The 24,295-nt window shown below is 73.4% G+C and carries 24 protein-coding genes and 3 pseudogenes; 11 read left to right on the forward strand and 16 right to left on the reverse strand.

Translation table 11 applies throughout. The features are described 5' to 3' along the window. Positions 1-13: 13 nt before the first annotated feature. Positions 14-1,978, forward strand: coding sequence for a phosphopantetheine-binding protein (locus XF36_RS16130; RefSeq protein ID WP_060712626.1), 1,965 nt, complete (start codon positions 14-16; stop codon positions 1,976-1,978). Further along, on the forward strand, positions 1,978-3,006 hold the full coding sequence (locus XF36_RS16135) for a saccharopine dehydrogenase NADP-binding domain-containing protein (protein ID WP_060712627.1): 1,029 nt from the start codon (positions 1,978-1,980) through the stop codon (positions 3,004-3,006). Before XF36_RS16130 ends, XF36_RS16135 begins: the two co-directional genes overlap by 1 nt. A gap of 40 nt (positions 3,007-3,046) precedes the next feature. On the opposite strand, the gene XF36_RS16140 is transcribed toward XF36_RS16135, so the two are convergent. Genes XF36_RS16140 through XF36_RS34205 form a run of 4 tightly spaced genes read right to left on the reverse strand, consistent with a single transcriptional unit; the run spans position 3,047 to position 6,489 of the window. Beyond that, positions 3,047-3,985 carry an NAD(P)/FAD-dependent oxidoreductase gene (locus XF36_RS16140; protein ID WP_060712628.1) on the reverse strand — a complete coding sequence of 313 codons (939 nt, stop codon included), beginning with the start codon at positions 3,983-3,985 and terminating at the stop codon, positions 3,047-3,049. Next, a complete protein-coding gene (locus XF36_RS16145) occupies positions 3,982-4,998 on the reverse strand; it encodes an LLM class flavin-dependent oxidoreductase (RefSeq protein ID WP_082375458.1) in 1,017 nt (338 codons plus the stop codon). Before XF36_RS16145 ends, XF36_RS16140 begins: the two co-directional genes overlap by 4 nt. Positions 4,999-5,027: 29 nt before the next feature. Then, on the reverse strand, positions 5,028-5,909 hold the full coding sequence (locus XF36_RS34200) for a helix-turn-helix transcriptional regulator (protein ID WP_060712629.1): 882 nt from the start codon (positions 5,907-5,909) through the stop codon (positions 5,028-5,030). After that, entirely contained in the window at positions 5,824-6,489 is a 666-nt protein-coding gene (locus XF36_RS34205; protein WP_060712630.1) for a hypothetical protein, read from the reverse strand. Before XF36_RS34205 ends, XF36_RS34200 begins: the two co-directional genes overlap by 86 nt. Positions 6,490-6,751: 262 nt before the next feature. On the opposite strand from XF36_RS34205, the gene XF36_RS34210 reads away from it, so the two are divergent. Further along, positions 6,752-6,901, forward strand: a complete 150-nt coding sequence (locus XF36_RS34210) for a hypothetical protein (protein WP_238588908.1) — start codon at positions 6,752-6,754, stop codon at positions 6,899-6,901. A 69-nt stretch (positions 6,902-6,970) separates the two neighbouring features. Here the strand turns inward: XF36_RS34210 and XF36_RS35235 are convergent. From XF36_RS35235 to XF36_RS16170, 3 genes and pseudogenes are all read right to left on the reverse strand, one after another. Next, positions 6,971-7,312: pseudogene (locus XF36_RS35235) on the reverse strand (helix-turn-helix transcriptional regulator); the annotation flags it as partial. A 25-nt stretch (positions 7,313-7,337) separates the two neighbouring features. Beyond that, positions 7,338-7,886: an SDR family oxidoreductase gene (locus XF36_RS16165; protein ID WP_349675568.1), complete on the reverse strand. Its 549-nt coding sequence runs from the start codon at positions 7,884-7,886 to the stop codon at positions 7,338-7,340. Positions 7,887-7,935: 49 nt separating this feature from the next. Next, positions 7,936-9,384 (reverse strand): annotated as a pseudogene (locus XF36_RS16170) (Rieske 2Fe-2S domain-containing protein). Positions 9,385-9,609: 225 nt separating this feature from the next. Between XF36_RS16170 and XF36_RS16175 the strand changes: the two are divergent. After that, the gene (locus XF36_RS16175) at positions 9,610-10,764 is read left to right on the forward strand and encodes an acyl-CoA dehydrogenase family protein (protein ID WP_060712632.1); all 1,155 of its coding nucleotides are present in this window, start codon (positions 9,610-9,612) and stop codon (positions 10,762-10,764) included. 12 nt (positions 10,765-10,776) lie between these two features. On the opposite strand, the gene XF36_RS16180 is transcribed toward XF36_RS16175, so the two are convergent. Continuing rightward, complete coding sequence (locus tag XF36_RS16180; RefSeq protein ID WP_020623488.1) at positions 10,777-11,688, reverse strand: LysR family transcriptional regulator; 912 nt, start codon at positions 11,686-11,688, stop codon at positions 10,777-10,779. A gap of 261 nt (positions 11,689-11,949) precedes the next feature. Here XF36_RS16180 and XF36_RS16185 point away from each other — a divergent pair, with 261 nt between their 5' ends. After that, entirely contained in the window at positions 11,950-13,041 is a 1,092-nt protein-coding gene (locus XF36_RS16185; RefSeq protein ID WP_202968408.1) for a PrpF domain-containing protein, read from the forward strand. A 73-nt stretch (positions 13,042-13,114) separates the two neighbouring features. Beyond that, positions 13,115-14,410 (forward strand): SLC13 family permease, encoded by a 1,296-nt coding sequence (locus XF36_RS16190; RefSeq protein WP_060712633.1) that lies wholly within the window; start codon positions 13,115-13,117, stop codon positions 14,408-14,410. Positions 14,411-14,589: 179 nt separating this feature from the next. Here XF36_RS16190 and XF36_RS16195 read toward each other — a convergent pair whose 3' ends face one another. From XF36_RS16195 to XF36_RS16230, 8 genes are all read right to left on the reverse strand, one after another. Further along, entirely contained in the window at positions 14,590-15,333 is a 744-nt protein-coding gene (locus tag XF36_RS16195; protein ID WP_145981386.1) for a nitrile hydratase subunit alpha, read from the reverse strand. Then, positions 15,333-16,175, reverse strand: a complete 843-nt coding sequence (locus tag XF36_RS16200; protein WP_060712635.1) for a hypothetical protein — start codon at positions 16,173-16,175, stop codon at positions 15,333-15,335. Before XF36_RS16200 ends, XF36_RS16195 begins: the two co-directional genes overlap by 1 nt. A gap of 53 nt (positions 16,176-16,228) precedes the next feature. Continuing rightward, a complete protein-coding gene (locus tag XF36_RS16205; RefSeq protein ID WP_020625487.1) occupies positions 16,229-16,639 on the reverse strand; it encodes a nitrile hydratase accessory protein in 411 nt (136 codons plus the stop codon). Beyond that, on the reverse strand, positions 16,636-17,262 hold the full coding sequence (gene nthA / locus XF36_RS16210; RefSeq protein WP_060712636.1) for a nitrile hydratase subunit alpha: 627 nt from the start codon (positions 17,260-17,262) through the stop codon (positions 16,636-16,638). Before nthA ends, XF36_RS16205 begins: the two co-directional genes overlap by 4 nt. A 3-nt stretch (positions 17,263-17,265) precedes the next feature. Next, on the reverse strand, positions 17,266-17,970 hold the full coding sequence (gene nthB, locus XF36_RS16215) for a nitrile hydratase subunit beta (protein ID WP_060712637.1): 705 nt from the start codon (positions 17,968-17,970) through the stop codon (positions 17,266-17,268). Further along, entirely contained in the window at positions 17,967-19,511 is a 1,545-nt protein-coding gene (locus tag XF36_RS16220; protein WP_060712638.1) for an amidase, read from the reverse strand. Before XF36_RS16220 ends, nthB begins: the two co-directional genes overlap by 4 nt. Positions 19,512-19,636: 125 nt before the next feature. Further along, entirely contained in the window at positions 19,637-21,067 is a 1,431-nt protein-coding gene (locus tag XF36_RS16225) for a substrate-binding protein (RefSeq protein WP_060712639.1), read from the reverse strand. 28 nt (positions 21,068-21,095) lie between these two features. Then, complete coding sequence (locus tag XF36_RS16230; protein WP_060712640.1) at positions 21,096-21,470, reverse strand: ArsR/SmtB family transcription factor; 375 nt, start codon at positions 21,468-21,470, stop codon at positions 21,096-21,098. A gap of 81 nt (positions 21,471-21,551) precedes the next feature. Between XF36_RS16230 and XF36_RS30520 the strand changes: the two genes are divergently transcribed. From XF36_RS30520 to XF36_RS34220, 5 genes and pseudogenes are all read left to right on the forward strand, one after another. Continuing rightward, complete coding sequence (locus tag XF36_RS30520) at positions 21,552-22,328, forward strand: transposase (RefSeq protein WP_168169528.1); 777 nt, start codon at positions 21,552-21,554, stop codon at positions 22,326-22,328. A gap of 413 nt (positions 22,329-22,741) precedes the next feature. Then, the gene (locus XF36_RS16240) at positions 22,742-23,245 is read left to right on the forward strand and encodes an MFS transporter (protein WP_238588909.1); all 504 of its coding nucleotides are present in this window, start codon (positions 22,742-22,744) and stop codon (positions 23,243-23,245) included. Between the two features lie 3 nt (positions 23,246-23,248). Continuing rightward, positions 23,249-23,692: an ATP-binding cassette domain-containing protein gene (locus tag XF36_RS34215; RefSeq protein ID WP_238588910.1), complete on the forward strand. Its 444-nt coding sequence runs from the start codon at positions 23,249-23,251 to the stop codon at positions 23,690-23,692. After that, positions 23,670-23,735, forward strand: a pseudogene (locus XF36_RS34880) (hypothetical protein); the annotation flags it as partial. The gene XF36_RS34215 and the pseudogene XF36_RS34880, both read left to right, overlap by 23 nt. Positions 23,736-23,753: 18 nt before the next feature. Further along, the gene (locus tag XF36_RS34220) at positions 23,754-24,098 is read left to right on the forward strand and encodes a hypothetical protein (protein ID WP_238588911.1); all 345 of its coding nucleotides are present in this window, start codon (positions 23,754-23,756) and stop codon (positions 24,096-24,098) included. Positions 24,099-24,295: the final 197 nt, after the last annotated feature.

The raw sequence follows: 24,295 nt of genomic DNA on the forward strand, positions 1-24,295 counted from the left end.
TACCGTCATCCGCATGACTGCCCCACCGACCGCCGACCCCATCGCCGACATCACGACCGAGATCACGACCGTCTGGTCCGAGCTGCTCGACCTCCCGCCCGCCGAGATCCCCCACGACGTCGGGTTCCTCGTGCTGGGCGGTGACTCGGTGCTGGCGGTGCGCATGTCGGCGCTGATCCGGGCGCGCCTCGGTGTCGCGCTCGGCCTGGCCGAGGTCCGGGTCGACACCACCGTCGGCGAGATCGCCGCACTCGTCGCCGATCGGGTGAGTGATCCGTCGTCCGGGTCACTGCCGTCGATCACCCACCGTCGCGCCGATCCGCACGCCCCGTTCCCGCTGCTGCCGCTGCAGCAGGGCTACTTCGTCGGCCAGCAGGACGGCTGGGAGCTGTCCTACGCCTCGGCGCACTACTACGTCGACTACCCCCTCGACGGCATCGACGGCGACGAGGCGGCGGAGGCACTCGCCGACGCCCTGGAGCGGCTGGCCCGGCGCCAGCCCGGCCTGCGCGCCCGGGTCGACGCCGACGGCCGCCAGTACGTGCTGCCCGTCGAGGCACCCGGGGCGGTGCCGACCCCGACCGTGCTGGACCTGCGCGACGCCGCACCGGAGGAGATCGAGACCCGGCTCGCCGCACTGCGGGACCTGATGAACGTCAGCGGGCCCGACCCGACCTCCGGCCCCGGCCTGGACGTCCGGCTGACGCTGCTGCCCGGCGACGCCGGTCTGCTGCACGGCGCGTTCAGCCTGCTGCTGTTCGACGGCTGGTCGGCCGGGGTCCTCACCCGCGAGCTGCTGGCGCTGGCCCAGGACTGGAACGCGGTGCTCGACCCCCTGGAGATCGACCCCGGCGACTACGTCGAGGCGGTCGGGGCGCTACGCGGAACCCGCGGCCGCAACGCCGACCGCGACTGGTGGTGGGAGCGGATCGACGCGCTCCCGGCCCCGCCCGCGCTGCCGCTGGTCGTCGACCCGCAGGAGATCACCCCCACGGTGATGCAGCACCGCGAGTTCCGGCTCGACCCGGCCCGCTGGGCGGCGCTGCGCGCGGCCTGCCGCGACCAGCACGTCACCCCGGCGACGGCGCTGCTCACGGCGTTCTCCGTCGTGCTGGCCCGCTGGGCGGGACACCGGCGGATGCTGCTCAACTCGCTGCAGACCGGACGCCTGCCGCTGCACCCCGACGTGCACCGCATGATCGGCGGCTTCGCCACCACCATGCTGCTGCCGGTGGTCCCGGAGACGGGGACGTCGTTCGCCGAGCTGGCCCGGACCGTGCAGCGGACCTTCGCCGAGCACGCCGCGCACATGCTCGTCCCGGGCGTCGAGGTGGCCCGGGAGGTCGGGCGCCGACGCGGCACCCACCGCCCAGTGGCACCGGTGGTGTTCCAGTCCACGATCGGGATGGACGCCGCGATGGGCAGCCCCCTGCCGACCGAGGCCGGACCACTGGGCCGGGTGCGCGCCGGGGACTACACCCACCACCTGCGCACCCCGCAGGTGGCGCTGGAGACCCGCTGCTTCGAGATCGACGAGCAGCTCGTCCTGGTGTTCTCCCTGGTCGCGGAGCTGTTCGCCGACGACGAGGTGACGGCCGCGTTCGCCGAGCTGGTCGAGCTCGCGACGGCGCTGGCCGACGGGCCCGGCTGGGACGCCGTGCCGGAGCTGCCCGAGGCGCTCGACCCGGTCCCCGGGGAGGGGCTGCGCATCGGCGCACTGCCCGGAACCGGTCGCACGCACGCCCCCGGACCGCCCGCGGACGGCGCGGAGCAGGTGGTGGCCGACGTGTTCGAGGACTTCCTGGAGATCCCGGTCCTGGATCGCACCGTGCACTTCTTCACCGCGGGCGGCGACTCGCTGCTCGCGATCCGGGTGCTGGCCCGGCTCGCCGCCGAGCTCGACCACCCGGTGCCGGTGCGAGCCTTCCTCGCCGACCCGACGGTCGCCGGGGTCGCGGCGGCCGGGCGGGGGGCCTGATGGCCGAGGACCCCCGTCCGCTGGTCGCCGTGCTGGGCGCCTCCGGTGCGACCGGGCGGACCGCGGCGCAGCGACTGGCCGCGACGGGCCGGGTGCGGCTGCGGCTCGGGGCCCGCGACGCCGGCGCGCTCGCCGCACCGGCGGCCGTGCTCGGGGCCGAGGCGGTCGGCGTCGACGCGGGCGACGCCGAGGCCCTGGCCGGGTTCTGCGCCGGCGCGGACGTCGTCGTGCAGTGCGCGGGACCGTCGCTGCGGCTCACCCCGGCCGTGGTCCGGGCCGCGCTCGCCGCGGGCGCCCACGTCGTCGACCCGGCCGGTGACCTGGACCCGTTCCCGACCGGTGACCGCTCGGTCGTGCTGGGCACGGGCGTGGTGCCCGGGCTGTCGGGCCTGCTCCCGCGCCTGCTCCCGCCGGGGGCCCGGCGGCTGGACCTGTACGCCGGTGGCGCCGACCGGCTGACCCCGGCCGCGGCTGCGGACGTGCTGTTGTCGGTCCCGCCCCGCTACGGCCTGCCCCGGGCGCTGTGGCGCGACGGCGGCCCCGTCGAGGCCGCGCTGACGGTCCAGCCCGCCGTGACGCTGCCGGGCTTCGACGGTCCGGTGCACGCCGTGCCGCTGCTCACGGCCGAGGCGCAGCGGCTGGCCGCGGACACCGGTGCGGCGCAGCTGCGGTCCTACTCGGTGTTCCCGGGGCCGGGGCTGCCGGACACCCTCGCCCTGGCCTGGGCGTCGGGGGACCCGCTGGCGCACGTCGACGCCGTCATCGCCGCCGCCGACGCCGACGTCGCCACGCACGGCGTGGCCATCACGCTGCTCGCCTCGGCACGCTACGCCGACGGCGCCCGTCGGACGCTGCTGCGGTCCACCGACTCGCTCGCCCTGACCGGCGCGTTCACCGCGCTCGCCGTCACCGACGTGCTGGCGGGCCGGGTCGCGCCCGGGGTCGGCCGGGCCGCCGAGGTGCTCGACCCGGCGACGACGGCCGCCCGGCTGTCCGCCGACCCCTCGGTGGACGAGCTGCGGTACTGACCCGGGTGCCCCGGGCACGCGCCCGGGGCACCCGGCGGGCTCACCCCTGACCGGGGGCGACCGGCAGGCCGGTCCGGAACAGCTCCTGCTCCAACCACACCGCCGCGGCGACGCCGTTCCCGGCACCCACGCTCACCAGCGTCACGCCGTCGGGCAGCCCGGCCTGCCGGGCCGCGTCGCCGGCGGCGGAGACCCCCGGGACGGAGGTCCGGCCGCACTCGTCGACGGCGATCGCACCGTCGTCGAGCACTCTGGCCCCGAGGCTCGCGGCCAGCGCGTTGCCGGGGCGGGTCGGGGCGCGGTGGTAGATGCCGTCGCGGGCGAGGGTGGCGCCGTCGGCGAAGCGCAGCTGGAGTGCGCCCAGGTCTCCGTCGATGGCCGTGATCGGGGACTCCACGACCCGCACCCCGCGCGCCTCCAGGTTGCCCGCGACCCAGCCTGGCAGCTCGGCGGGTCCGTGGGTGGCGAGTACGACGTCGTCGCTGAACCGGTCCCGCACGTACGCGGCGAGCATCCCGGCCAGGCCGTTGCCGATCACCACGAGCGCCATGCCGGTGGTCTCGTAGCCGTGGCAGAACGGGCAGTGGAACACCGAGCCGCCCCACCGCTGCGCCAGCCCTGGCACGTCGAGCGGCTCGTCGACCTGGCCGCCGGCCAGCAGCAGCCGCCGCGCCCGCACCTCGGTGCCGTCGTCGAGGTCGAGGGTGAAGTCGTCGAGGGCGCCGCGCACGCCGGTGGCCCGGCCCGCCCGGCGGGTCACCGTCGGGTAGGCGTCGACCTCGGCGCGGCCGTCGGCGAGCAGCTGCGCGGGGTCCGCGCCGTCGCGACCGAGATACATGTGCATCTCGGCGGCCGGGGCGTTGCGCGGCTCGCCGGCGTCAACGAGCAGGACACGACGCCGCTGACGGCCGAGTACCAGGGTCGCCGACAGGCCCGCGGGCCCACCGCCGACGACCACCACGTCGTAGGTGTCGTTCACGGGTTCTCCAGTTCCTTCCGGACGGCGGGCAGGATCTCGGTCGCGAGGCGTTCGATGTTGGCGAGCACCGCGTCGCGCTCGCCGGAGGACTCCACGTGCAGCAGCACCCGCCCGGCCCCGCTCCCCCGGACCAGGTCGACGAGCCGGCGGACGCACAGCTCCGGCGGCCCGATCGGCTGGCGCTCGAGGATGGTCGCGGCCAGCTCGTCGGGGGTGGGCCGCGGGCCGCGGTACTCCTCCACCATCACGTACTCGGCGAAGCCGGAGGCGAACACCGGCGCCAGCCGCTCGTGGACGATCCGCTCGGCCTCGGCGGCCGAGTCGGTGACGTGGGCCAGGGCGGCGGTGCCGTGCACCGGCCGCGCCGTGGTCCGCTGCTCGTAGTCGGCGATCAGCCGGGCCTGCTCCTCTGCGGCCTGGGAGAAGAAGAACAGCATCGGCAGGCCGTGCCGGGCGGCGAGCTCCACCCCGGTGGCCGAGGTCGCGGCCACGTGCACCGGCGGGTGCGGACGCGTGTACGGCTCCGGTCCGGGCGCGACCTCGCGGAACCGGTAGTGCTCGGAGTCCGCGGACACCCGCCCGGCGAAGGAGTCGAGGACCAGCCCGAGCGCCTCGGGCAGCCCGCTGCGCCACCGCTCGATCCCGGTGCCGAGCACCTCGTGGTCCACCACCGGCCCGGCCCGGCCGATGCCGAGGTCGAACCGGCCGCCGGAGAGCTGGTCGAGCAGAGCCGCCTGTTCGGCGACGTGCACCGGCGCGTGCGTCGGCAGGATCGTCACGGCCGTCCCGACCCGCACCCGCCGGGTGCGGCCGAGCAGGAACGCGGCCAGCGTCGTCGCCGAGGGGTTGATCCCGTAGCCGGTCAGGAAGTGGTGCTCGGTGGTCCACACCGACGCGAACCCGTGCGCCTCGGCCGCCTGCGCGAGGTCCGAGGCCAGCGTGAACACCTCGGTCGGACTCTGCCCGGGGAAGCGGTGGGTGAACAGCATGACGCCGAACGAGGGAGCAGCCACGCCTTGACAGTACCGGATGTCGTTATTGATTAGGCCGACCTGTGCCCGGGGTCGGGCCGGGCGAGCCGGTCGTCGTTCCGCCGGGCGATGAGCTCGGTGCGCGAGCGCACGCCGAACTTCGCGTAGATCCGCGTCAGGTGGTACTGCACGGTCTTCGGCGACACGTGCAGCTCCGCGGCGACGTCGCGGGTCGACATCCCCCGTGCGACCAGGGCCTCGACGGCCGTCTCCTGGGGCGTCAGGTCGACCGGTGCCCGCTCGTCGCGACCGGCGCCGACCCCGCCCGCCCGGAGCTCGCGGTCGCAGCGGTGGACGTGGACGGTCGCTCCGAGCGCGTCGAAGTGCTCGCGCGCGATCAGCAGGGACGTGTCGGCGTCGCGCCGCTTGCCCGCCCGCCGCAGGGTCTGGCCGTAGGCGAGGTGGATCCGGGCCAGGTCGTAGCGCAGCGCCATGCCGTCGACCGCCCGCACCGCTGTCTCGAAGGCCTCCGTGGCCGCGTCGACGTCCCCGTGCGCGCCGTGCCACCGCCCCCGGGCGGCGCCGAGCCGGGCCAGGGTCGACCGGTGCCCGCGCTGCGCCGCGAGGGCCTCGTGCCGGTGGAGGACGGTGTCCGCCTCCTCGAGCCGACCGGTCAGCACGAGGGCGTTCGCGTAGACGTCGGCCCACGGCCACCAGCCGGGCTCCCGCAGACACCCGTCGGAGCCGGACCTGTCCAACGGCGCGAGCACCCGGACGACCCGCTCGTAGTCGGCGGCGGACTCCGCGATGTGGGCCCGGGCGAGGACCGCGGGCACCCGCATGATCTCGTAGGCGGCCCCGCCCGCCTCACTGCGCCGCGCGGCGCGGTCGGCCGCCGCGGTGTCGCCCCGCAGCGAGTGGACCTGGGCCGCCGTCCACTCGATCAGCGGCATCGTGAGCAGGATCCCGGTGCGCTCGCCGAGGGCCCGGCCGCGGTCGGGCGCCGCGAGCGCCCCCGTCCCAGTCCCCGCCCAGGAACCGGGCACGGGCCAGCCAGCCCCATGCCCACAGCGAGATGCGCGACGATCCGCCCAGCAGGGTGGTGGGCGTCGCTCCCTCGAGCTCCAGCCGCGCCTCGTCCAGGTCGTCGGTCACGACCGCCAGCCAGCGACGGCCCATCGTGACCCGTTGGTGCTGCGCGCCGTGCCGGATCTGCTCGGCGGCCCGGTCGTAGGACCGTGCGGCCCCCACGGGATCACCCGACGCCGCCTGCCCGAGCCCCCGGATGGCCGCCGCCTCCACCGCGGCCGGGGACCCCGGCTCGGCGTGCTCTCCGACGCGGTCGGCCCACTCGACGATCTCGGCTCCGCGGCAGTGCGCGAGGGCGTGGAGGACGTGGCGCTGAGCCACCAGGGCCGCGGTCGCCGGGTCGGAGCGCGGATCGACCAGCTCCCACGCCCGCCCGAGCCGGACCCCCGCCTCGGCGGCCTTGCCCTGCACGATGGCGAGATAGCCGAGCACGGCGTTGCGCAACGGTGTGTCCCGCTGGCCCTCGACGGCCGGGATCAGCGCCTGCGCACCGCGAGGACCACCTCACCAGGTCGGCAGTTCCACCCGCTCGCCGAGGACCGCGTCGGCCTCGACGAGCGCGCGGGCGCCCGCGCCGATCCCGGCCAACCTCACACGCACGGAGATCGATGTCGCCGCCGGGGCGGGAGCCGGAGGAACGGGTCGGCCCAGTCCTCGGCGTCCACCTCGGTGAGCAGGGCGACGACGTGCCGGGGTGTGCCCGGGTGTGGCGCCGCAGCCGTTCGGCGGCCGGCGCCGTGAGCGGGCGGCCGAGCTCGGACGCGATGGCGCCGATGCTGCGCGCGTCGAGCGGGTCCAGGCGCACGGTGTGCTCGACGCGGGCCAGGAGGTCGTGCTGCTCGGCTCCCGCCCGTAGGGGGTCCACGGCCAGCACCACCAGGATCGCCGTGCGCGCATGGTGGGCGACCAGCGTGCTCAGGGCCTGGAGGGACGCCACGTCGGCCGCGTGGGCGTCGTCGACGACGACCAGGCCGCCGTCGCGGCCGATCCGGTCCGCGAGCTGCCCGGCGATCTCGAACGGTGTGGCCCGCGCGTCGATCCCCTCCGCCAGCTGGCAGACGACCCCGCCCGCACGGGACCTTTCCCAGGGCGCCGCGCGTGCCCGCAGGACCACACCGTCGGTCGCGCGGACCAGCGCGTCGAGGACGGTGGTCTTCCCGTAGCCCGAGGGCCCGGTGAGGACGACCGTGCACGCCGGGCCGGTGGCGGTCGGTCGGTAAGCCGACAGCCGGTCGACGACGGCGTCGCGGCCGGAGGGGGACGTCATGACCCCATCCTGGCGAACGACGAGGTCACCCGAGGTCGCCTCCTGCCACCGGCAGGACCGTCCCGGTGATATAGGAGGCCTCGTCCGAGGCCAGGAACGTCAGCGCGGCGGCCTGCTCGTCGAGCGTGCCGTAGCGCTTCATCAACGACGACTCCGTCGTCTGCTCGACGATCGTGGCGTACCAGCCGCATTCCTGCTCGCCCTGCGGCGCCGGACCGCGGAGGGTCCGTCGCGGCGGCGCGTCGGTGCCCCCCGGTGCGGTGGCGACGACCCGGATCCCGTGCGGTGCCAGCTCGAGCGCGAGAGCCGAGGTGATCGCGTTGACCCCGCCCTTCGCGGCCGCGTACGGCACCCGGTTGAGCCCGCGGGTGGCGACCGAGGAGACGTTCACGATCGTCCCGCTCCCCCGCTCGACCATGTGCGGGGCGACCGCACGACAGGACCACAGGGTCGGCCACAGCGACCGGTCGATCTCGGCCCGGATCTGCTCGGGCGGGTAGTGCTCGAACGGCTTGGCCCAGATGGTCCCGCCGACGGTGTGGATCGCGACGTCGACGCGGCCGAACCTGCCGATCGCGGCCTCGACGACGGGGCCGCGGGACCGGTGCCCTTCTCGGTGGTGGTCATCGTGCGTCGGCCCTTCCCGCGCCGGCCTGCGCGTTGGCGGCGCGCCGGTCCTCGGCGGTCAGGGAGCCGTGTCCGTGCGCGCCGTGCCCGTCACCGGAAGCCTCCTTCGCCGCAGCGGCCCGCATGATCCGCTGCCAGTAGCCGTGCTGGACCGGGAACAGTCCCTCGTCCTCGTTCTTCATCCCGGCGGAGATGACGCCGGGCATGCCCAGGGCGCTCGCGACCTCGTCGGGGCCGCTCAGCCAGTGCTCGGCACCGCGGGACATGTCGTTCCACGGGGCGGTGGTCGCGTGGAAGGTGAGCTGGCAGGAGCGGAACTCCTCCAGGTCGTCGGGGGTGGCCATGCCCGAGGCGTTGAAGAAGTCCTCGTATTGGCGGATCCGGTGCGCGCGGGCGGCGTCGCTCTCCCCCTTCGGCGCGATGCAGTAGATCGTCACCTCGGTCCGATCCGGAGCGAGGGGGCGGAACATCCGGATCTGGGTGGAGAACTGGTCCATGATGAAGACGTTGGGGTAGAGGCACAGGTTGCGGCTGCCCTTCACCATGAACTCGCCCTTGGCCTCGCCGAACCGCTCCTTGAGTGCGTCCAGCTCACTCCACAGCGGACGGTCCTGTGGGTTCGCGGCCCAGGTCCACAGGCACAGGTGGCCGTTCGGGTAGGACCAGTAGCCACCGCCGGACTTGCCCCAGCCACCGGCGTCGAGGGCCTTCGTGTCGTTCGCCGACTCGCCCGAGCTGCGCCGGGAGGTGGTGGCGGCGTAGTTCCAGTGCACCGACGAGACGTGGTAGCCGTCGGCCCCGTTCTCGGCCTGCACCTTCCAGTTGCCGTCGAAGGTGTAGGTGGAGCTGCCGCGCACCACCTGCAGGGCGTCCGGGGACTGGTCGACGAGCATGCCGATGACCGTGGTGGTGTCACCCAGGTGCTCGGACAGCGGCAGCACGTCCGGGTTGAGCGACCCGAACAGGAACCCCCGGTAGGACTCGAAGCGGGCGACCTTCGTGAGGTCGTGCGAGCCGTCGGTCGCGAAGCTCTCCGGGTAGCCGGCGCCGTCGGGCTCCTTGACCTTGAGCAGCGTCCCGTCGTTGCGGAAGGTCCAGCCGTGGAGCCGGCAGGTGAGCGTCAGCCGGTTGTCGGTCTTGCGGCGGCACAGCATGGCCCCGCGGTGCGCGCAGGCGTTGATGAGACAGTGCAGCTCACCGTGCCGGTCCCGGGTGATGAGGATCGGCTGCCGGCCGATGTGGCCGGTGAGGTAGTCCCCGTTCTCCGGCAGCTGGCTCTCGTGGGCGAGGTAGATTCAGTTGCCCTCGAAGATGTGCTTCATCTCGAGGTCGAAGATCTCCTCGTCGGTGAAGATCCGACGGTTCGCGCGGTCGACCCCGGCGTCGCGGTCCTCGACGACGGCGGTGTCGAGCACCGCCCCGAGACGGTCGATGTCCACACTCATGACGTCCTCCGTGGTGGTCACTCCGGTGTGCGCGGAGAGGGCAGCGTCCCCAGGAAGTTCGCACGGCGCGGGCGGAGGCACACTGGGTGGATTCCCAGTCCTGACCCAGGGGTCCGGACCGGTTCCGCGGTCCCTGACGCACCGCGTCTCGACCGCGACGCGCGGCGTCGCGATCCGGCCGGACGCGGTCGCCACGGACCAGGTCGGCAGGAGAGGATCACCGGCATGACCGTCTGGCACACGCCCGAGCGCCGCGCCCTGCGCGACACCGTCACCCGCTTCACCGAGCGGGAGATCGTGCCGCACCTGCCCCGCTGGGAGGACGAGGGCCGTCTGCCCCGCGAGCTGCACGCGGCCGCGGCGAAGGCCGGCATCCTCGGCATCGGGTTCGACGAGGCGCTCGGCGGCGAGGGCGGCGACCGGCTCGACGTCGCCGTGACGACCGAGGCGCTGATCGGGGCGGGCGGCAGCTCCGGGGTCGTCGCGTCGCTGTTCACCCACGGCATCGCGCTGCCGCACATCGTCGCGGCCGGGACGCCCGACCTGGTCGACCGCTTCGTCCGTCCGACGCTGGCCGGGGAGACGATCGGCTCGCTCGCCGTCACCGAGCCCGGCGGCGGCAGCGACGTGGCCGGGCTGACCACCCGCGCGGTGCGCGACGGGGACCACTGGGTCGTCGACGGCGCCAAGACCTTCATCACCTCGGGCACCCGCGCCGACTTCGTGACGACGCTCGTGCGCACCGGCGGCGAGGGGCACGGCGGGCTCAGCCTGCTCGTGGTCGAGACGGGCACGCCCGGGTTCACCGTGAGCGCCCCGCTGCGCAAGATGGGCTGGCACTGCTCGGACACCGCCGAGCTGAGCTTGGACGGCGTCCGGGTGCCCGCGGCGAACCTGGTCGGCCCCGAGAACGGCGGCTTCGCCCTGGTCATGCAGCAGTTCGTCGGTGAGCGCCTCGGCCTGGCCGTGCAGGCCCACGCGACCGCCCAGCGCGCCCTGGACCTCGCGGTGCGCCACGCCCGCGACCGCGTCACGTTCGGCGAACCGCTGGTGAAGCGGCAGGTCGTGCAGCACACGCTGGTGGAGATGCACCGGCGCACCGACGCCGCACGCACCGTGACGCGCGCCGCCCTGGAGCGCTCGGCGACGACGTCGCCGACCGACCCCGCGATGGTGCTCGCCGCGCTGATGGCCAAGAACACCGCGGTCGAGGCCGTCGAGTGGGTGGTGGACTCCGCGGTGCAGCTGCACGGCGGGATGGGCTACATGCGCGAGTCGGAGATCGAACGCCACTACCGCGACGCCCGCATCCTCGGCATCGGCGGCGGGGCCACCGAGGTGCTGACCGACCTGGCGGCCCGGCTGCTCGGCTACCGGTAGGACGGGCGGCGCTCAGGCCCGGGTCTGGTACTCCCGGGCCACGTCGACGAGCATCTGGTGCATGGCCAGCTCGGCCGGCGCCCGCAAGCGGTCCGGCCGGTGGGCCAGCAGCACCCGTCGCGACGGCGCCTCCCGGCCGAGCCCGAGCACCCGGACGTCGGGTCGCGGCGTGGTGACGGCGGTGCGCGGGGCCAGCGCCACGCCCAGCCCGACGCTGACCATCGCCTGGGCCTCCTGGTAGTCGTTCGCCTGGAACGCGATCCGCGGCGAGAACCCGGCCGCCCGGCAGCTGCGCTCCAGCACCTCAGCGACCGGGTGGTCGTGCGCCCGCACCACCCAGTCCTCGTCGGCGAGCTCGGTCATCGACGTGGTGCGACGGCGGGCGAGCCGGTGGTCCTCGGACACGACGAGCACGGTCGGGTCGTCCAGCAACGGGGTCAGCGAGAACTGGGCGGCGTCCACCCGCTGCCAGGCGTAGTCCCACAGCAGCGAGATCCCGACCCGCCCGCTCTCCAGCATCGCGATCAGCTCGTCGTAACGCGCGCTGCGCACGTCGAGCCGGATGTCGGGGTACTGGCGCCGGAACCGGCTGACGACCTGCGGCATCAGGGCGCTCGCGATCGTCGGGAAGGTGCCGATCGCCAGCGTGCCGCGGCGCAGGCCCGCGAGCTCCGCCAGGTCGGCCTCGGCGGCCTCCAGCCGGCGCAGCACGTGCCGGGCGTGCCCGGCGAGCACGGCGCCGGCCTCGGTCGGCAGCACCCCGCGGGCGAGGCGTTGCACGAGCGGCTGGCCGGCCTCGGCCTCGAGCCGGCGCAGCTGCTGCGACACCGCCGACGGTGAGTAGCCGAGCTGCTCCGCCGCGGCCGTCATCGAACCGGCGTCGAGGACGGCGGCCAGCAGCGCGAGCCGTCGGACGTCGAGCACGGGGCCTCCCGGGCGAGGAACTCGGGCCCGGTGGATCGCAGAGCTCATCCAGGGCCTGCATGTCTGCTTCACCCTAGCCGAGCCGGGGAGCTGCGGAGACGTTGGATCGTGGCCCGAATCCGCTCTCCGGGCCCGTACGAGCGTGAAGCACAGCTTCACAGGCATCGACGAGGACGCGCTGGTGCTGCAGCCGAGTCGGGCGCACTGTCGCCCCATCACACCGGCCCGCGGTGCCCGCCACCGCCGACGAGGGAGCGACTCGTGCGCGACATCTCCGCCACCTGGATGCGCGGCGGCACCAGCAAGTGCTGGGTCTTCGACCGCGACGACCTGGACGTCGACGGTCACACGGTCGACGAGGTCCTGCTGCGCCTGTACGGCAGCCCCGACCCGCGCCAGATCGACGGCGTCGGCGGTGCCACCTCGACCACCAGCAAGGCCGTCGTGCTCTCCCCCGCCCGCGGCGAGGACGCCGACGTCGACTACACCTTCGCCCAGGTCGGCATCACCGACGGCGCGGTCGACTGGACCAGCAACTGCGGCAACTGCTCCGCCGTCGTCGGGCCCTACGCGCTGCGCCGCGGCTGGGTGAGCCCGACCGGCGACGTCACCGCCGTCCGGGTCCGCAACACCAACACCGGCCAGCTGATCGTGCTGGACGTCCCGACCCCCGGCGGCCGGGTCGTCGAGGAGGGCGACGAGTACATCCCCGGCGTCCCCCAGCCCGGTCTGGGCATCCGGATGTGGTTCGTCGACCCCGCGGGCCGGACCACCGGTGCGCTGCTGCCCACCGGGAACGCGACCGACGTCGTGCACGGGGTGGCGGTCACCCTCGTCGACGCCGGGGCACCGGTCGTCGTCGTCCCCGCGGCGACCGTGGGGATCACCGGGCACGAGTCGCCCGCCGAGATCGACGCGGTGCCGGGGCTGCTGGACCGGCTCGACGTGATCCGCCGGGAGGCCGCGGTCCGCATGGGCCTGGCCCGCACCCCGCGCGAGGCCGCCCGGGCCGTGCCGAAGCTGGCGCTGGTCGCCGAGGGTTCGCCCGGCCGGTCCGACGTGGCCGTCCGCATGCTGTCGATGGGGCGTACGCACCCGGCGCTGGCCGTGACCGGCTCGATCGCGCTCACCCTGGCGGCCTGCACTCCCGGTACCGTGCTGCACGACCTCGTCGCGACGGAGCGGGAGGACCTGCTGATCGACACCCCGGCCGGCGTCATCGCCACCGTGCACGGCAGCCGGGACGGTCTGCCCGCGGTCGCGGTGCGGCGCACCGCGCGCCGGATCGCGGACGCCCTCCTGGCCCTTCCGGAGGCCGCGACCGCGGCCGCCGCGGCGGCGCACGCCGCCTGAGACCCCTCCGGGAGCGGCACGCCGACCGGCTCCCACCCATCACCGGACCGCTCCGTTCACCCGAAGGACAACGATGTCGCCCCAACTCCTCTCCATCCTGGTCCTGGCCGGCATGTTCGTCGTCGCGACGATGCTGCCGATCAACATCGGGATCCTGGCCTTCGTCGCCTCGTTCGTGGTCGGGACCTTCGCCCTCGGTCTCGACGAGAAGGAGATCTTCGAAGGCTTCCCGGTCTCGTTGTTCATCACCGTCGTCGGCGTCACCTACCTGTTCTCGGTGGCGAAGCTGAACGGCACGATCGACCTGCTGGTCGACCAGGGGATTCGCCTGGTCCGGGGCCGCGCGATCCTGGTGCCCTGGGTCCTGTTCGCCGTCGCCGCGGTGCTCACCGCGCTGGGCACGTTCACCCCGGCCGCCGTCGCGCTGCTGGTGCCGATCGGCATGAACTTCGCCTTCAAGTACCGGATCAGCCCGCTGATGATCGGCATGATGGTCATCTGTGGTGCGCACGCCGGCGCGTTCTCCCCGATGGCCGTCTCCGGTGCCCTGGTCTTCGGGATCGTCGCCGACTCCGGACTCGCGGTCTCCCAAGCCGTGCTCTTCTTCGCCAGCCTCGCGTTCAACGCCCTGCTGGGCGGCATCACCTACCTGCTGCTGCGCAACCGGGGCGAGGAGAGCTTCGTCGAGCGGCCCGAGACCACCGACACCGACGACGACCTGCCCACCGGGGGCGGCGGCGTCGCGACACTGGTCCGTACCCGGCCGCAGGTGATCACCTGGCAGCAGCGTGCCACCCTGGTCGCGCTGGTCGGCCTCGTCATCGGCGCGCTGGCCTTCCACCTGCAGATCGGCTTCCTCGCCCTGGCCGCCGGCGCCGTCCTGGCCCTGCTCGACCGCGAGAACCTGGGCAAGGCGATCGACGGCATCAGCTGGCCGACGATCCTGCTGGTCGCCGGCATGGTGACCTACGTCGGGGTGCTGGAGCACGCCGGGACGATCGAGTGGGTCTCCGAGGGCGCGGTCCACCTGGGCGCGCCGCTGCTGGTCGCGCTGGTTCTCTGCCTGGTCGTCGGCATCACCTCGGCGTTCGCCTCCTCGACCGCGATCCTGACCGCGGTGATCCCGATGGCGATCCCGCTGCTGCTCACCGGCTCGCTGCCCGCCGCGGGGGTCATCGCGGCCATGGCCATCTCGACCACGATCGTCGACGTCTCGCCGTTCTCCACCAACGGCGCGCTGGTGCTGGCCAACGCCCGGGGCGTCGACCGGACCCGCTTCTACCGCCAGGTCATCACCTACACCTGCGGCATCGTGGCCCTCGGGCCGCTCGCCGCGTGGGCGGTCCTGGTCCTGCCCGGGGCGTTCTGAGGTCCCCTCGACGTCGGTCCGGGTCCCGCCACGCGACCTGGGTCCGGGCCGACCCGCACCGTGTGCCGGTACCTGCTCGCAGCGGGTACCGGCACACGGCCGTGCGGGGCCGGTCGTGCGTCGTCGCGGGCCGTCGTCCTGGTCGGGCGGCGGTCGGGCGGCGGTCGGCGCTGCCCCGCTCAGGCGGTGAGCCGGACGGCCTCGGCGGCGGCGCGCACCCAGCCCGCACCGACGTCGTCGACCGGGGCGGTCACCGCGGCCCCGACGAGGACGGGCCGCAGGCCAGGTCGGTCGGTGCCGATCGCCAGGACCAGGGCGAGGGCACAGAGCTCCCAGGGGTGGTCGAGGAGCCGTTCGTCGAGCACGTAACCCGGCAGCGCCCTCGCCCACTCCGGGTCCCCGGGGGGCGCCGGGCCGGTGGACGCGACGGGCACGCCGCGCAGGGCAGCTCGTCCGACCTGCGACTCGAGGTCGGCCGGGCCACGGGTCTCCCCCGCCGGCACCCGGGGGACCACGAGGTGGTGGGAGCGGGGCGAGTCGGTCCAGATCGCCGTGCGCGCCGCGGGGTCGTCCGGCGTCACGGTCTCGAACAGGTACTCCGAACGCGGCCGGTACCAGCTCGGCGGCACCCCGAGCACCGGCCAGCCGCTGCAGCCGGGGGCGCCGGGCAGCACGACGTTGCGCACGGTGTCGGTGTCGTGGTGGGCCCGCCAGATCCGACCGCAGGCGCACCGGCCCAGGTCGTCGCCCAGCGCGCCGGCGCCACCGTCGCGCGCGGCGCCCGACCAGGCCCGGGCCACCGCCCGGGCCCCGGTCCGGGGCCCCACCTCGTCGGCGTGGTGGTCGTACCAGCGGTCGACGGCCTCGATGGTGGTGAGCCCACGGCGCAGCGCCGCGCGTCCGACCAGATCGACCATCAGCATCACGGCGTGCTCCCCGGTGGGTTCGGCAGCGGGTTCGGCAGCGAGTTCGGCCGCGGGTCCGGCGCCGCGCGGGCGCGGAACGAGCGGGCGGCGTCGGCCAGGTCGGCCTCGACGGCGGCGGCAGGTCGTACCGGACAGGCGCCGCAGTACCGCCCGGTGGCGGAGGTGGTCCGGAAGGCGAGGCAGCACGCCCGGCGACGCACCGACATCCAGTCGGTGCCGTCGACGCGCACCGCACCGACGACGACCAGACCGGCCAGCCCGGCGTCGTGCAGCAGCGCCCGGGTCGGCCCGACGAGGGCGTCGGGACGCGGGCGCCGCCAGGACAGGTGCAGCATGCTCAGCGCCACTGCGTGCGCGACCGCGGCCCGCAGCGTGCGATGCCCGGCCCGGGTCCGTACCGCGAGGTCGTCGGCGAGCGGCAGCAGCGCCCCGTCGAGCAGCGACGCCCGCAGCGCTGCCCGGTCCCCTCGGGCGGGGCGCCCGGGAGCGGCGAGGGCGAGCCAGCCCGGGGTGTGGGGGTCCGGGCCGAGGTAGACCACCTCCGGCCGGGCGTCGAGCAGGACGTCGAGCTCGTGGAACGCGGCCAGGACCGGGGCGGTGAGGCGCAGGGCGTAGCGGTCGAGCAGCAGGACCGCCGCGACGGCACGGCGGTCGGTCCCGCGCTCGTCGGCGACGCGGTCGAGGGTGTCGTCCAGCTCCGGCCCGAGGACCCGGTGGGCCGGGGACCAGCCCTGCGGACGACCGGACCGGGCGACGAAGCGGGGCCCGAGCGGCACGCGGGAGACCGGCACCGTGCCGGGTCCGCCGTCGGCGGGCGCGGATGCGGGGAGCGGCGTCATGACGACGGCACCGGCCCGGTCCGTGGGGAGACGGACCGGGCCGGCGACCGGGTTCAGCGCGTCGCCGGCGAGATCGCGACCGGCTCGCGCCGCGCCTCGTGGTGGTTGGCGTTGCGCGGGGTGGACAGGACCTGGCGGGTCCGCTCGTCGAGGGCGAGGGAGTCCGACAGGGCACCGCTGGAGGCCAGGGTGGTCTCCAGCGCCTCCAGCCAGTGCAGGTAGTAGCTCCACGGCTCGCCGCCGTCGCCCTTCTCCCACGAGCGGATGGAGTCGATCAGCGAGAGCTGGAACTCGCTCCACTCGTAGTGGCCCTCGTGGTAGGCGGCGACGGCCATCGCGAAGGCCCGCACCTCCCACGGCTCGGAGAACGGCTTGTCGGCGCCGGGCATGTCGCACACCAGCTTCTCGATCCGCCGGCGGGCGTCGCCCAGCTCGGTGGCGTCGGTGCGCACCCCCTCGCTCATGCCCCGGCCGCCTCGGTGACCACCGGCTTCGGCGCTCCGACCCCGATCATCGAGTCCCGGGTGACGAGCTCGGCGAGCTGCTCCTCCGACAGGTGCTCGCTGCCGGCCGGGCGCTGCGGGAGCACCCAGTAGCGCAGCTCGGAGCTGGAGTCCCAGACGCGGATCTCGACCGAGTCCGGCAGGGGGTAGCCGAAGTCCTCGGCGAGGACCTTGCGGGGCTCGCGGACGATGCGCGCCCGGAACGGCGGCGCTTTGTACCAGTTCGGCGGCAGGACCGGCCACGGGTAGCAAGAGCACAGGGTGCAGACGATGACGTGCTGGACGGTGTCGGTGTTCTCGACGACGACCATCTCCTCGCCCTGCAGGCCGCCGATGCCCAGCTCGCGACAGGCCGCGGAGGCGTCGGCGAGCAGACGCGCCTTGAACTCCGGGTCGGTCCAGGCCTTCGCGACGACCTTCGCGCCGAGCTGCGGACCGACCTCGTTCTCGTAGACCTCGACGAGGCGGTCGACCGCCTTCGTGGTCACGACACCCTTCTCGATGAGGACCGACTCCAGGGCCTTGACCCGTGCGGCGATCTCCTCCTGGGTGCGGAGCGGGGTGTCGGTGGGGTTCGCGGTCATGGGTCAGGCTCCCTGGGTGGCGGGGACGGGGGTGAGGTAGGGCTCCCACACGTCGAAGTAGTTGACGCCGTTGGGGTCCGCGGCCTCGGGACCCCACAGCTCGGCGGCCGTGAACTTGATGGTGTAGAGGTGCTCGGGGCAGTCACCGAGGCCGTTGCCGGCGGTGTCGGGGTAGAGGAAGGTGCCGTGCGCCGCGGTGATCACGCCTCGGTGCCCGCGGATGTAGCGCGCGCGGCGGGTGTGTCCGTACGGGCTCTCGTTCCCGATGACGACCTCGTCGCCGACGGAGAACCGGGCCTCCTTGTCGGACTCACGGTTGGCGGGGAACCCGTTGCTGACCGCCCAGTCGACGAACTCGACGATCTCGGTGTCGGTCTCGCGCTCGGGCAGCGGCGCGTCCGGGTTCTCCAGGTAGTACTGGGTGCGCTTCTCGAGGTCGGCCGGGTCGAGGATGCCCGCGACCTCGGCGTAGTGCTCGATCGTGTGCATCCAGTGCTCGTAGTAGTTCGAGAGCAGGTACTCCGCCGGGTCCATCTTCTCGATGCCGTGGCGGAACTGGTCCACGTTGAACAGTCCGGCACGCGCGCTCTGGGCGAACATGGGAAAGACCCGCTTCTCCCACTCGGCGCGGAACACGGCCTCGCTCATGTGGTCGTTCTCGACAGGTCCGAGACCGTCGGTCCCGCCGAGGTCGAAGACTCCGTTCACTGCTGTCCTCCTACTGTGGCGAGGGCCGGTGGGGCGGGGAAGCCGCCGACGGCCTGCTCGAAGGTGTGCGCGACCCGAAGGACGGTCGCGTCGTCGAAACGCCGGCCGACGATCATCAGACCGACCGGGAGCCCGTCGACCAGCCCGGCCGGCACCGAGACCGCGGGGTGACCGGACACGTCGAACGGGGCACAGTTGCCGACCATCCCCAACGCGGTAGGCAGGTAGGTGTCCAGCCCGGCGTCGAGCCCGATCAGCTCCGGCGCGGTGTAGGGCAGGGTCGGCATGACCAGCACGTCATAGCCACTCAGCGCCCGGTCGTAGGCCGCACGCAGCTCCAACGCGAGGTTGCGGGCCATGCCGTAGTAGGCACCGCCCCCGTGGCCGAAGGTGTAGCCACCCGAGAGCCCGACCAGCTTGACCGTCTTGGACAACTCCGACCCGCGGGCATGCCGCTGACGGTGGTAGTGCGCGATCAGCTCCGGGTCGTAGAGACCCGGATAGTTCATGCCGTAGGCGTTGCCGTCGACCATCTGGTAGGCCGCACCCTCGGTCGCGATGACGTTCCACACCGCCATCCCGTCCAGGTGCCACGGGATCGACACCTCCTCCGCCACCAACCCGGCCCCAGCCAGAGCGCCGACCGCGGCACGCACGGCCTCGTCGACGGCCGGGTCGCTCTCCGGGCGGCCGAAACCCTCGACCACGATCCCGACCCGCAACCCCGCCGCCGACTGCTCCAACGCGGCGAGGTAGTCGACCGGGTCCAGGACGGTGGGCTGACGGGCGTCGAACCCGTCGACACCCGCGAGGACCGTGAGCATCCGTGCGGCGTCGGACACCGTCCGGGTGATCGGACCCAGGTGGTCGATCGTGGCCTCGATCGGGAACGCCCCGGTGTAGGGGACCAGCCCGTGAGTGGGCTTGTGCCCCACCGTCCCGCAGAACGCACTCGGAATCCGGATCGAACCACCCTGATCACCACCCACGGCCAGATCCACCCCACCCGAGGCCACCAGCGCCGCGCTCCCACTCGACGAGCCACCGGCATTACGGCCGGTGTCCCACGGGTTGCGCACCGGCCACGGACGCGAGGTGAAACTCGCACCCGAGAAACACAGGTCCTCACACACCGACTTCCCGGTGATCGTCGCCCCCGCCGCCAGCAGCCGGGGCACCACCGTGGCGTCCCGGGACGGGACGAAACCCTCGACCGTCGCCGACCCGTTGGTCATCGGCACCCCGGCGAGGCAGATGTTGTCCTTCAACGCCACCGTGCGCCCGGCCAGCGGCCCCTCGGCGGCACCCGGCACCGACGTCGTCACATACCAACCACCGAGCGGGTTGTCCGCAGGCTCCGACCAGGCCCGCTGGGGCGTCTGCGGCGCCGAGGCCCGGTAGAGCTCCTCGACCCGGTCGGAAGCAGCCAGCGTCGCCGTGACCGCCGGACCGAACTCCGCCAGCTCGGCCTCGGACAGACCGAACGCGTAGTGCTCGTTCAGCGCCGCCAGCCGGGCGGCATCGGGAGGGGGAATCGCCATCGGGGTGGTGCTCCTCACGTCGGGGGATGCGAGAAACCTAGGACCGACCCCTCATCGTGTCAACGCTTGCAGACACATTGACAAGATCCGGAAACACGGCGACCCACGCCGGCAACACGGCGTGGTCAGGGGTGCGCGGGGCCGTCGTCCATCGAGCCGAAGGTCGTGCCGCGGGCCTCCGCCAGGTACAGCGGCTGGTCGACGTGGTGCTCGCCGTGCAGGTCCAGGGTCCCGCGGGGCAGGTCGTAGCGGCCGCGCCGGATCTCGTCGGCGACGGCCACCGGGTCGGTCGAGCGGACCTGCCGGGCCGCCGCGGCCCACACGTGGATCGCCTCGAACATCGACTCCGACAGCGACGACAACGGCGGTGCCCACCGACCGAACCGCAGCCGGTACCGCTCCAGGAGCGTCCCGTTGCGCTCGGTCTGCAGGTGCTGGAAGTAGCCGGACACCCCGTGGATCCCCTCGGCCGCGGCCGGCCCGATCCGTTCGAGGGTCGCCTCGTCCATGGCGGGGCCCAGGCTCACCGTGCGGTCCCGCAGCCCCAACGCGTGGCACCGGCGCTCGAAGGCCGCGGCGTCGGCGCCGACGAAGGTGCTCAGCACGACGTCGGCACCGGATGCGGCGATCCGCTCGACGAGCGGGGTGACGTCCCCGCCACCGAGGGGGGCGTACCCCTCCCCGACCAGCACCGCCCCCTGGCCGGGGAGGATCTCGCGGGCGACGGCGTTGACCGACCGGGGCCACACGTAGTCGTTGCCCGCGAGGAACCAGCGCCGGCCGCCGGCCGCACGCATGACCGGACGGGCCGCCGTCGCGAGCTGGGTGGCCGGCCGCTCCCCCAGCCGGATCCGCAGACGGGACTCCCCGCCGCCCTCGTTCATGTTGGTGTGCACGACCAGCACGTCCTGCCCGGACAGGGCGGCCGAGACGGCGTGGTAGGTCGCCGAGGTCGTCATCAGGAAGATCGTGCGGCAGCCGGCCCGGACCAGCCGCATCGCCTCCAGGGCCCCGGTGCCGGGGTCGGTGGCGTCGTCGGCCTCCAGCAGCTCCAGCGGCCGCCCCCCGATCCCGCCCGAGGCGTCGATCTCCTCGACGGCGAGCGCGGCCACGTTCCCCACGGCCGAGGCGAACAGGCTGCCCGACCCGGAGCGGCTGGTGATCACCCCGATCCGCGGTCCGTCGGCGGGGCCCTCGGGCAGCGGATGGCCGCGGCGACGCATCAGCCACTCCAGCCCACGGCGGTCGATCTCGGCGTCGAGCCGGACACGGGTCCCACCGGGCGCGTCGTCGAACCGCAGCCGGATGCGGCCCCGCCAGGGCTGGTCGTGGGTGATGGTGATGGCCCGGGAGACACGCAGGTCGCTGATCCGGCCCAGCACGTCTACCGGGGGCCCGCCGGCGATCGGTGCGCGCAGCGCGACCGGGGCACCGACGGCGACCCGGTCGCAGACCGCGTCGAACAGCCAGCCGGCGCCCTCGGTGCCGAACCGGTCGAAGACCACCGTCGGGGCCGCGGCGGCGAACCTCTCGACCGCGAGCGCGATCGACCCCACGGTCAGCGCCGATGTGACGACACGCCGGTCATCCGGTCGCGTCGGCCCGATACGTCATGCCCTGATCCTCCACCGCCGCCCCCACCTCGTCGAGGGTCGACTGGAACAACGCCCGCAGCAGGGCGATCACATCGGCCGCCGCGCCGTGCGGATCGATCGCGTAGTAGCGGAACCGGCCCGAGCGTCGCTCGGTGACCAGCCCCGCGACGCGCAGCACCCGCAGGTGGGTGGACACCGCGGTGCGCCCGACGGAGGTGATGCGCTCGGCGAGGTCTCCGGCGCTGCACTCCTCCTGCTCGGCGAGCACCGTCAAGATCTCCCGGCGGACGGGATCGGCGAGCGCGTCGAAGGCGAGGCCCGCTTCCTTGCCGCCGCCGCCCGAAGCGTCATGATCTGATGACACGTCAGGGATAATAGCGTGATCCGCTCCGGGACGCGTGCCCGCGTCGCGGAGCCGTGCCCACGGCCACCGGGACCGTGCGCGGTGTTGGCCGGTGCCCGCTCATCCACCGCGATCGCCGAACACACCCGGGACGTCGGTGTCGGCCTGCTGGTCGAACTCGCCGACCGGCTCGGCATCGACCCGCAGCACGCCGTACTGGTGGTGCCCCACGAGTCCACGATCCGCAGGCTGCTCCAGCAACTCGACCCCGTCGCGCTGGAGTCCGCTCTGCACGCCTGGACCAGCGCACAGCTTGCCGAGCGCCCGACCGACACCGGTCGGCCGCGTCGAGAGCAACGGCGGGTGTGGGCGCCGGACGGCAAGACCGTACGTGGCGCCCGTACCCCTGACGGGCAGCCACACCTGGTCTCGATGATCGACCAGACCAGCGGCGCCGTGCTGGCCCAGACCCCGGTCCCGGCCAAGCACACGCAGCTCTCCGCCGCGGCGACCGTACTGTCCGAGCTGGACCTGCGCACCCGGGTGCGGTTCGTCTACGCCGACGCCGGGTTCGCCGGACGCCTGCTCGACTGGGCGACTACGATCCTGCAGACGACGGTCGAGGTCGTCCGCAAGCCGCCTGAGCAGCGCGGATTCGCCGTCCTCCCGCGGCGCTGGGTGGTCGAACGGACCCTGGCCTGGCTCACCGCGCACCGCCGCCTGGCCCGGGACTACGAACGCCACCCCGCAGTGTCCGAGGCCATGATCCGCTGGGCGGCGATCAACACCATCACCCGCCGCATCGCCCGCGGCGAACCCGCGACGCCAGCAGAAGTACGTAGTCACACCCTCAACATGACCTTCTCAAACACTCTCTAAGATCCACAACTGGAGGAAGCCCTCCGAGATATTCGCCGAGCTCGTCGAGATGGATGCTTCAACCGCCTGAACTCGCCCTACCCTGGGTGCTGCGACGGACCCCACCGGAGCGAAGTGGACGCGTCGCAGGCTGGTTCGGCCTTTCGATGTGGGGTGGCCTGGCGATAGGCCCCCTCGTGGCCTCATTGACGGTCCCGACGGGCGGCTACACGACAGTCTGGCTACTCGTATCGGGACTCGGCCTCCTGTCCGCGGTCCTGGTGTCGACAACCCTCGCGCAGGACAGAGAGCCCGTGACGCAGACTCGTCCGCTCCGTCAGCTCCTCGGCATCCGGACGCTCGTTCCTCACGCAGCTGTCGCCCCCGGTATCGCGTTCGGATTGTCGAGCTTCGGGTACGGCACCATCGCCGCAATGGTCGTGCTGTTCCTGAGCGATGCCGAAGTCGCGGCCGCCGGTTACGCACTTGCCGTCTTCGCAATTGTTTTCTTGATCGTTCGAGCCGTCGGCAGCCCGATGGTCGACCGTTTCGGTGGAGCGCGGATCGGACAGATCGCAGTGGCCGGCGAGGTCATCGGTCTGGTAGCTCTTGCGTTGCTACCACCTTCGAACCTCTCCGTCCTGGGCGTGGCCGTCGTCGGCGCGGGCGTCGCACTCACGTATCCGGCGACAGTGTCGATGACTGTGCGCCGGGCGAAATCGATGAATCTAGGGACGAGCGTCGGTGTGATGATCTCGTTCTGGGACCTCGGTATCATGGTCGCCGGCCCGATCGCGGGGTTGGTCGCAGTGCTGCTCGGCTTCCCCGCCGCCTTCCTCATCGCGGCGCTCCTCGGGGTCGGCTCGATTGCAGTCATCCAGTTCGGCGTGCGACGCCCCGAGTCCATGGCGACGGCAGCCCACGGCGCGAGGGAGTGACGGATGGGAAAGCCCGGCGACATCGGCCCCCGGTATGACGGGCCGGCGATCGAGCTGGCCGGCGTCACGGTCCGCCGCCGACTGGTGCCACTCGTGCAGGACATCGACTGGCGAGCCGAGTACGGGCAGCACTGGGTGGTCTTCGGCCGAAACGGGGCCGGGAAGACAACGATCATGCGGGTAGCGAGCGGGACCACTTTCTCCAGCAGCGGTCACGCGACCGTACTGGGACACCGGATGGGACGGGTCGACCTCCGATCACTCCGCAAGCACGTGGGCCTCGTGACGACCAAACAACGACTGCCGGACGAAGAGAGGTGCACGGCCGAGACCGTCGTGCTGACGGGGCACACCGGGACGGTTCTTCCTCTGTGGAGCTACTACGACGATGACGTCCAGGGGCGCGCGCCGCTGGCTGGAGTTCGTGGGTTGCGGCTACCTGCGTGAGCGATCCATCCGAGCCTGTTCACAGGGAGAGCGCGCTCGCGTCCGACTGGCGCGGGCCCTCATGGCCGATCCGGCGCTGCTCATCCTTGACGAGCCATTCGCCGGCCTGGACATGCCGGCCCGCGAGGATCTTGTCGCAGCTCTGGAGGAGCTTCCCAGGATCAATCCGGCCTTGACCACGGTGCTCGTGACTCATCACGTCGAAGAGATCCCCCGCACGACATCCCACGCGCTTCTTCTGCGTGACGGCAGAGTGACTCGCTCGGGACCTCTCGCCGAGGCCTTCACCGAGGATGCGCTGGGAGAGTGTCTGGATCGCAAGGTCCGCCTGACCGAGATCGACAGACGTTGGACTGCCGTGGTCCCGCGATCAGATGCGTCCGGCGGGATGATGGGTCACCGCTGATCACTCGGGGCTGTTCGAGTGCTCCCGGACCCTCCCCATCAGCTCCACCGCCCGGGTCGAGGCGACTCGGTAAACCGGCTGCACCAGCCGTCGGTCTGGTCCCAGGAGCCTTGCAGAGCATCACCGCGGGCTGAGGAGATCTCCAGTCGATTCCGCATGCTCGGAGAAGATCGTGCATCGGAGCCGCACTAGCGAAG

This window comes from Pseudonocardia sp. HH130629-09, assembly GCF_001294645.1.
Taxonomy (GTDB): domain Bacteria; phylum Actinomycetota; class Actinomycetes; order Mycobacteriales; family Pseudonocardiaceae; genus Pseudonocardia.